Raw genomic sequence first — 8,759 nt, 5'->3', positions numbered from 1 at the left:
GCCAGATGCCTGGCCGGCGCCAGCAGATCGAGACCGAGCGCCGAACGGTCGTGCTCGGCGGCGAGGCTGTAGAACAAGGGGAAATAGCGTTCGCGTTTCTGCGCGGCAAGCGGATCGCCGTCGGCGCCCGGTTCGCGCAATGCGAACGACTCGCCCCAAAGTTTCCGGGCATCGAATTCGAACTGCTCGCGTCCGGCCGGCGTGACGAGCGGCGCCCAGCCGTAGTCGGCAACGCCTTCATGCTTGACGACCGGCTCGACGAAGTGGCGGAAAAGCGGCCAGCCGACGTCGCCCGCGGCGTGAAACAACCGTTGCAGGACGGAAAATTGCTTGAGCGGCCGGTCGTAGGCGGCAACCACGTGGTCGGCGCGTTGCCGGGCGTCGCGGATGAAGGCGAGTTCCAGGCGCTGGCTGCTGCTCGTGGCGATCTCGCGCGTCACCCATGCCGTCGCGAACGCGCCGAGCAAGCCGACGGTGACCAGGATGGGCCACAGCCGTCTCTTTGGGGAGGGAGATGCTTCCGCCGAGGTCATACCGGTTGTGCGATCCGCGCCGTGTGCGAAAAAAGGACAGGCCCGGAGCCTAACCGATATCCCGCCATATGGGAACCGGCGTTCAGCGCTGCCGGCAGGCTTGCTCCATGCGTTGCAGCGCGGCTTCCAGCGTTGCGCCCGGGCAGCCGAAATTCAGCCGCACCCAGCCGGACAGGCCGAAGTCGGCGCCGTTCGACAAACCAACGCCGGCCGCCTCGAAGAAGGCGACGGGATCGTCGACACCGAGGCCGCGCGCGTCGATCCACGCGAGATAGGTCGCCTCGACGTGCGTCATCGTAAGGCCGGGCATCGCGGCGACCGCCGCTTCGACGCGGTCGCGATTGCGGCGCAGCGTGTCGATCAGGCCGCGATGCCAGTCGGCGCCTTCGCGGAAGGCCGCTTCGGCAGCGACGAAACCGAGCACGTTCACGTCAGGCACGATGCCGCGCGCAGCGCCGGTGAAGCGCCGACGCAAGGCCGCGTCGGGAATCACGGCGAAGGCGCAAGCGAGGCCGGGGATGTTGAAGGTCTTGGACGGCGCCATCAGGGTGATGCTTCGCCGCGCGATCTCGTCGTCCACGCAGGCCAGCGGCAGGTGCCGGCGCTCGGCGTCGAGGATCAGATCGCAGTGGATCTCGTCCGAGCAGACGATGAGGTCGTGGCGCCGGCAGAAGCCGGCGAACGCACGCAACTCCTCGTCCGACCAGGCGCGGCCGACCGGGTTGTGCGGGTGGCAGAGCAGCCACAGCCGCGTATCGGGCTTCAGCGCCGCCTGCATCGCATCGAGGTCCATGCGCCAGCCGTCATCCGTCAGCTTGAGCGGCACGCTGGTGAGTTCGCGCCCGGACAGCTTTGGCGCTGAGAGGAAGGGCGGATAGACCGGCGTGGCGGTAATCACGCCGCCATCGACGACGCGGCAGGCGAGGTTGAGGCCGGTGACGACGCCCGAGAGCCAAACGAGCCATTCCGGCTCGACCTTCCAGCCGTAGTTCGTATCGAGATAGGCCAGCGTCGCCTCGACGAGCGACGGCATCGGCGCGGCATAGCCGAGCACGCCGTGTTCGACGCGCCGATGCAGGGCGTCGAGGACCGCCGGCGGCGCCGCGAAGTCCATGTCGGCGACCCACAGCGGGATGACGTCGCGCCCCGCGTACTTGCTCCACTTGATCGAATCGCTGCCGCGCCGATCGACGACACGGTCAAAGTCCAGATGGCTCATGTTCTCGTCCTCCACTTGTTTCAACCAGAAACCTCACCGCAAAGGCGCGAAGGCGCAAAGAGCGCAAAGAGCGCAAAGGAAACGACGGGTTGATCGTACCTGATCATTCACCCTGTGAGTGACCACGGAAGACACGCGCTCGTCACGTAGTGCTTTGATTTTCTTTGCGAACCTTTGCATCTTTGCGCCTTTGCGGTGAAGAATTGAGTTTCTTGGGTTCAATGGGGCGTCAGGCCAGAAACAGTCGATACGCTGGATTGTCCGTCTCGTTCCAGTGCGCGTAGCCCAAGTTCTTGAGGAAAGCCCGGAACTCGGCTTTCTCGGCCGGCGGCACCTGCATGCCGACGAGCACGCGGCCGTAGTCGGCGCCGTGGTTGCGGTAATGGAACAGGCTGATGTTCCAGCCGGCGCTCATGCGCGAGAGGAAATTCATCAGCGCGCCCGGCCGCTCGGGGAATTCGAAGCGGTAGACGAGCTCGTGCGCGACATTCGGCGCGTGCCCGCCGACGAGGTGCCGGATATGACCCTTGGCCGTCTCGTCGTCGGTGAGATCGAGCGTCGGGTAGCCGCTTCTGCGCAGTTGCTCGACGAGCTTGAGCGACTCGGCGCGCGAGGCGACCTGCACGCCGACGAAGACGTGCGCCTGCTTCCGGTCGTTGAAGCGGTAGTTGAACTCGGTCACGTTGCGTGAGCCGATCAGCGACAGGAATTTCTTGTAGCTGCCCGGCTGTTCGGGCAGCGTCACGGCGAGCACGGCCTCGCGCTGCTCGCCGACCTCGGCGCGTTCGGCGACGAAGCGCAGGCGGTCGAAGTTCATGTTGGCGCCGGAGGCGACCGCCACCAGCGTCCGGTTCTTCAGGCGATGGCGCGCAGCGTAGGCCTTGGCGCCGGCCACCGCCAGCGCGCCGGCCGGTTCGAGCACGGCGCGCGTGTCCTCGAAGACGTCCTTGATCGCCGCGCAGACGGCGTCGGTATCGACACGGACGACCTCGTCGACGTACTGCTGGCAGAGGCGGAAGGTCTCTTCGCCGACGTACTTGACCGCCGCGCCGTCGGCGAAGAGGCCGACCTGTTTCAGGCGCACGCGCTTGCCGGCGGCCAGCGACTGGGCCATGGCGTCGGCATCCACCGTCTCGACGCCGATGATCTTCGTCTCCGGGCGCAGGCGCTTGATGTAGGCGGCGACGCCGGAGATCAGCCCGCCGCCGCCGATGGCGCAGAAGACGGCGTCGATCGGCTTCGGGTGCTGGCGCAGGATTTCCATGCCGATCGTGCCCTGCCCGGCGATCACCTCGGGATCGTCGAAGGGATGGACGAAGGTCAGCTTCTCGCGCTTCTCCAGCTCAAGCGCGTGCGCGTAGGCCTCGTCGTAGGACTCGCCGGCGAGCACGACTTCCCCACCTCGGCTCTGCACGGCGTCGATCTTGATCTGCGGCGTCGTCGTCGGCATGACGATCACCGCGCGGCAGCCGATCTTCGCCGCCGACAACGCGACGCCCTGCGCATGGTTGCCGGCCGAGGCGCAGATCACGCCGCGCTTGAGCTTGTCCGGCGAGAGCCGGGCGATCTTGTTGTAGGCGCCGCGCAGCTTGAACGAGAACACCGGCTGCATGTCCTCGCGCTTGAAGAGAATGGTGTTGCCGATACGCGCCGAGAGGTTGGGCGCGGCGTCGAGCGGCGTTTCCACCGCGACGTCGTAGACCTGCGCGTTGAGGATCTTTTCGAGGTAATCGGGATGCATGGCCGCTCGGAATCCGCTGGGGAAAGCGGGGATTCTAGCAGCCTGTCGGAGCCGGCCGGCGCATGCGCCGGCCGTATGTGCGCCTACTGTCCCTGTGCAATGGTACGTACTTGCTCGCGCACGATGCGCCACTGGCCACCTTCCTTGCGCCATTCGAGCGTCTTTTCGGACGTATCGGCGTAGCTGTCGGCGCTGTAGCGCTGGCGGAAGGTGACGATCGCCGAATCGGGCGCTTCGCTGATCACCTGCGGATCACGGATCTCGACGCCGATCTGCTGCGCCTTGGCGATGCGCTGTTCGCGCTGGCGCACCCAGTCCTCGCGGGTGGTATCGCCTTCCGGCATGAAGTCGGCGCTGTAGAAGTCTATATAGTCGCCGACCTTGCGCGACGCCCAGGCGGCCGCCCAGGCACGGGTGCGCGCGGCGATCTGCGACTCGACCGTATCTGCCGCGGCCGGGCGCACTTCCTTGACGGATTCGGGCGCAGGAGCAACAACCGGCTCAGCCGCCGGCGACCGGGCGCCGAGGAAGTTGCCCCCCTTGCCGTCGAGCATCTCGCGCGCCTTGCGATTGAGCGCGTCGCGGTCGAGCACGGTGTCGACGGGCAACGTCGGCGGGCACATCTGCGCCAGGTCAACCGGTGTCAGCTCGTCGTCCGCCGGCGCGTTGTCGGCATCCACGCGCTTGAGCCCGAGGCGTTCGAGCAGGTTGCCCATGCCGGCGTAGCTGCGCAGATAGGCGATCGACAGGTCGGCTTCGGCATTGACCTGAGAACGACGCGCGTCGAAGTACTCGTTTTGCGTGTTCAGGAGGTCGAGCAGCGTGCGCTGGCCGATGTTGAACTGATCGCGGTAGGCAGTGCGTGTCTTCTCGACGAGCGCCACCTGCAGCGCGATGTAGGAGAGCTGGTCGTTCAGGCGCTGCGTTTCGTTGTAGGCGATCGACAGCGTCTGGCGCAGGTCGCGGCAGGCCTTTTCGCGCAGGTCGAGCGCCACGTTCTTGCGCTCGCGGTACTGGCGGCTGCGCGCGGCGTCGGAGCCGCCGTTGAACAGGTTGAAGTTCATGCGCACTTCGACGCGCGTGTCGTCGCGCGAGCCGGCGTCCTCGTAGTTGCTGTAGTCGTCGCGGCGGGCGACGAGGTCGAACTTGGGCATGAACGCCGCACGTCGGGCCTCGAGGTCGTACTGCGACGCCTCGATGTTCTCGACGCTGGCGCGCAAGGCCGGATTGCTCTTCAGTGCGATGCCCAGCGCCGCATCGGCGTTGGCCGGGAAAGCCTGCGCAAGCGGTGGCGCCGGCGGCAAGTCCTTGCCCGGCGCCTGGCCGACGACGCGCACATAGCGTGCGGTGACATCGTGCAGGTTGGCATAGGCCGTCGTCAGATTCACGTCGGCGAGCGCCAGCCGGCTGGCCGCCTGATCGACGTCGACGCGCTTGCCGACGCCGGACTGCGCGCGTTTCTTGAGTTGTTCGTGTGCGGCCTGGTGCTGGATGTAGTTGTCCTCGGCGAGCGCGACCTGAGCACGGTAGCGCTGCACGTCCAGATGCGCGCGTGCCGCTTCGAGCGCGATGTTCTCCGAGGCGTCGAGCAGTTCAAAGTAACGCACCAGCTTGGCGCGGCCGAGGCGCTTGACTTCATTCGACGTGGCAAAGCCGTCGAAAAGCATCTGCCTGAGGCTCAGCGTGCTCTCGTTGCCGCTGTACGACTGATCGATGTCGAGGTCGGACTGCACCCGCTTCTGCTGCCCGCTGCCGGCCGAAAGATCGACCTTGGGCAGAAACCCTCCGCGCGCGACGCCAACCTCCTCCTCCGCCTCGCGGAAGGCGTGCCAGCGCGAGAGCACTTCCGGGCTCTTGAGCACGGCGAGCTGCGCCGCCTCCTTCAGCGAGCGAGCGGTCGACTCCGGCAATTCAAAGCCGGACGACGCGACAGCAGGCGGCTCCTGCGCGGCAAGAGCGGTCGAAAACAGGGCGGCGATCAAAAGGGCAATGCGGGGGCTGGCTAGTCGGGACATCTTTTCCGTAGATTCCTTTGCACGCGTAGAACACGCGTAAGCTATTGAGAAAGAGGCGGAATTATACGTAATCGCGCGCGCACCCAGCGTGAACTAATGCACAGCGATTACACTTGTTAACAGTCAACCTGAAAATCTCACCGCAAAGGAAACAACAGGTGGGTCGTACTTGACCATTCACCCTGTGGGTAGCGATGGAAGACAGGTGCTGGTCGCATAGCGCTTTGATTTTCTTTGCGCCTTTGCGGTAAAGAACTGAGAGGTTGTGAACAAATGCAGAAATACCTACCACAGAGTCACAGAGACGCAGAGTTTTCGCAGGGAAAACCTTTGGAAACGGTGTTCTTCCTCTGCGTTTCCTCCGCGCCTCCGTGCCTCTGCGGTGGGATTTGAGTTTTTTCACAGACTCTGAGTTTTTCAGGGTCAACAATCCTGTAGTCCGCGCCCTCCCATTCGCCGATGCCGTCTTTTCTTCTCTCGCTGCTGCGTCTACGCCCGTCACTTGCAGTGACGACGCGGCGAGTTATCGCGGGCTGCGCTGCCGCCTGCGGACTGCTATTGGCCAGCACGATGCTCGCGATGGCCGTCGATACGGCACAGTTACACGCGCAGTTCATCGCGAGGTTCGGCGCTGAGCGCGGCGCGCTGCTCGATCGCTGGCGGCAAAGCAACGCCGCGGCGCGCGACTTGCGCGAGGCGGAAAAACTCCAGCGCATCAACGATTTCATCAACCGCCACATCGCCTTCGAGGACGATCGCTCGGTCTGGGAGCAGAGCGACTATTGGGCAACACCGCTTGAGACCCTCGGCATGGGGCGTGGCGATTGCGAGGACTTCGCCATCATCAAGTACGTCTCGCTGCGCCATGCAGGCATCGCCAGCGACAAGCTGCGCCTGATCTACGTCAAGGCCACATTGGAGACCGCCGACGGACCGATCCGGGTCGCGCACATGGTGCTCGCCTACTACGCGACGCCGAGCGCCGAGCCGCTGCTGCTCGACAATCTCGAACCAAGAATATTGCCGGCGGCAAAACGCGCCGATCTGAAACCGATCTTCAGCTTCAACAGCGCCGGCATTTTCGCCGGGGTATCGGGCAAGGACAAAGCCACTGAAGGCGGCATAGGCCGCCTGTCGCGCTGGGAAGATGTACTACGGCGAATCGCCGCCGACGGTGACGCGTCGATAACGGATAGATAGAGAAGAAGGAAACCGACCATGTCCATGTATCGCCAACTCTGGCTCGCAATCATCTCTGCCATGCTGCTCGCCCTGGCAGGGAGCCTGTTCGCCTCGATGCTGGGCGCGCGCGCGTATCTTGAATCGCAACTAACGCTCAAGAATTCCGATAACGCGACGGCACTCGCCCTCTCGCTCAGCCAGGGCGAGCCGGACCCGGTTTCCGTCGAACTGACGGTCAGCGCGCTCTTCGACAGCGGGCACTACCGCCTGATCCGCGTCACCGACCCGTCCGATCGGACCATCGTCGAACGCGCAGCCGAAGCGGGTGAATTGGGCGCCCCCGAGTGGTTTGCCCGCATACTGCCGATTCGGGCAATGCCGGGCCAAGCTCAGATCAGCGACGGCTGGAAGCAGTTCGGCACGATTACCCTGATCAGCAGCAGTCGCTTCGCCTACGGCGCGCTCTGGAACAACGTCGTGCAGCAGGTCATCGCGCTCGCGCTTGCCTGCCTGATCGGTGGCTTCCTTGCGTCCCTGATCCTGCGTCGTCTGCGCAAGCCACTGCAGACGGTCATCGATCAGGCGGCCGCCATCTCCGAACGACGCTTCGTAACGATCGCGGAACCGGAGGTGCCGGAACTCCGACAACTGGCATCGGCGATGAACGCGACCGTCGCGCGGCTCAAGGCGATGTTCGCCGAGGAGGCGGCACGCCTTGAACAGGTGCGTCGGGATGCCAACTTCGATACGCTCACCGGACTCGCCAATCGCGGCCACTTTCTCGCCTGCCTGCGCCAGGTGCTCGAGGGTGAAAGCGCGACCGACGGCAGCCTGCTCCTGATCCGCCTGACAGACCTCGCCGGCATCAATCGACGGCTGGGGCGCGAAGCAACCGACGATTACCTCAAGCGCGCCGCTGACGCCATCCGGCTTTGCGCCAGGCTCGCGCCCGAGGGCATCGCTGCACGCCTAAACGGCGCCGATTTCGCCGTCATGCTGCCGGGCGAAGCCAGCGGTCGCGGCGCGGCCGGCAAGCTCCTCGAACGGCTTGCCGAAATCGCAGCGCCATTCGTTGAAGGACGGACCGCCGCCATCGGCCTCGGACGTTTCGGCCTCGGCATGGATCTCGGCTCCGTGCTCGCGCGCGTAGACAGCGCCCTGGCCGGCGCCGAAGCCGAGGGCATCGATGCGATCCGCGAAGCCACTCCGGACGGCCGCGAGGCCCAACCGCGCACCGCCAGGCAATGGGAACAAATGATCCAGCGCGCGCTCGACAACGAGTGGGTACGGCTGACCTCCTTCCCGGTTGTCGACTTCAGCGGCCTCCTCACGCACTGCGAGTGTCCGCTGCGCCTGAAGTTCGAAGAGGATGGCGAGTGGTTACCGGCCGGGCACTTCCTGCCCATCGCCGAACGCCTGCGCCTGACATCCCGGCTCGATCTGGCCGCGGTCAGGCTCGGCTTGCGCGAACTGGCGAACCACCCGGAACTCTCGGGACTGGCGATCAACCTTTCCGCCAGTTCGGCGGCCGATCCGGTTTTCCGCAGCGAACTGCGCGCCCTGCTCGCCGCAGAAGCCACCCACGTATCACGCCTCTGGCTGGAGATTGCGGAAAGCGGCGCGCTCAAGCACCTGTCCGAGTTCCGCGCACTCTGCATCGACCTCAAGTCGATCGGCTGCCGTATCGGCCTCGAACACTTCGGCCACCACTTCAGCCAGATCGGTCAGCTGCACGATCTCGGACTCGACTTCCTGAAGGTCGATTCGAGCTTCGTCCGCGGACTCGACAGCAACTCCGGAAATACCGCCTTCCTGAAAGGTCTGTGCGGCATCGCGCACACCATCGGCTTGCAGGTGATGGCCGAGGGGGTTGCCAGCCAAGGCGAGATGGATACATTAAAGTCGGTCGGTTTCGACGGTGTCACCGGCCCGGTGCTGGCATAACGGGTAGCACTCGGGCGGCATGACGGGGCTCCGTCCTGCCGCCCGGGACGATGCCAGGACTCAGTCGACAACCAGGCGGTTGTTCTTCAGCAGATCCTGGATCACGGCGTTGTCGTTGAGCAGCG

The 8,759-nt window shown here is 65.1% G+C and carries 6 protein-coding genes; 2 read left to right on the top strand and 4 right to left on the bottom strand.

Annotation, left to right across the window (positions count from 1 at the left end; all coding sequences use genetic code 11):
* The 4 genes from KBA32_RS15285 to KBA32_RS15270 form a co-directional block, all read right to left on the bottom strand.
* Positions 1-467, bottom strand: a 467-nt coding sequence (locus KBA32_RS15285; RefSeq protein ID WP_294360676.1) for a CHASE domain-containing protein, incomplete at its 3' end; no start/stop codon positions are given.
* A 148-nt stretch (positions 468-615) separates the two neighbouring features.
* Positions 616-1,752, bottom strand: coding sequence for a MalY/PatB family protein (locus KBA32_RS15280; RefSeq protein ID WP_294360673.1), 1,137 nt, complete (start codon positions 1,750-1,752; stop codon positions 616-618).
* A 229-nt stretch (positions 1,753-1,981) separates the two neighbouring features.
* Positions 1,982-3,493: a threonine ammonia-lyase, biosynthetic gene (gene ilvA, locus KBA32_RS15275; RefSeq protein ID WP_294360670.1), complete on the bottom strand. Its 1,512-nt coding sequence runs from the start codon at positions 3,491-3,493 to the stop codon at positions 1,982-1,984.
* 83 nt (positions 3,494-3,576) lie between these two features.
* Complete coding sequence (locus KBA32_RS15270) at positions 3,577-5,508, bottom strand: TolC family outer membrane protein (RefSeq protein WP_294360667.1); 1,932 nt, start codon at positions 5,506-5,508, stop codon at positions 3,577-3,579.
* A 459-nt stretch (positions 5,509-5,967) separates the two neighbouring features.
* Between KBA32_RS15270 and KBA32_RS15265 the strand changes: the two genes are divergently transcribed.
* Positions 5,968-6,708: a transglutaminase-like cysteine peptidase gene (locus KBA32_RS15265; RefSeq protein WP_294360664.1), complete on the top strand. Its 741-nt coding sequence runs from the start codon at positions 5,968-5,970 to the stop codon at positions 6,706-6,708.
* A gap of 18 nt (positions 6,709-6,726) precedes the next feature.
* A complete protein-coding gene (locus KBA32_RS15260) occupies positions 6,727-8,634 on the top strand; it encodes an EAL domain-containing protein (protein ID WP_294360661.1) in 1,908 nt (635 codons plus the stop codon).
* The last annotated feature ends 125 nt before the right edge of the window (positions 8,635-8,759 follow it).

Source organism: Propionivibrio sp., from assembly GCF_017995515.1.
Classification (GTDB): Bacteria; Pseudomonadota; Gammaproteobacteria; order Burkholderiales; family Rhodocyclaceae; genus Propionivibrio.
This window is presented reverse-complemented; position numbering and strand designations above follow the sequence as displayed.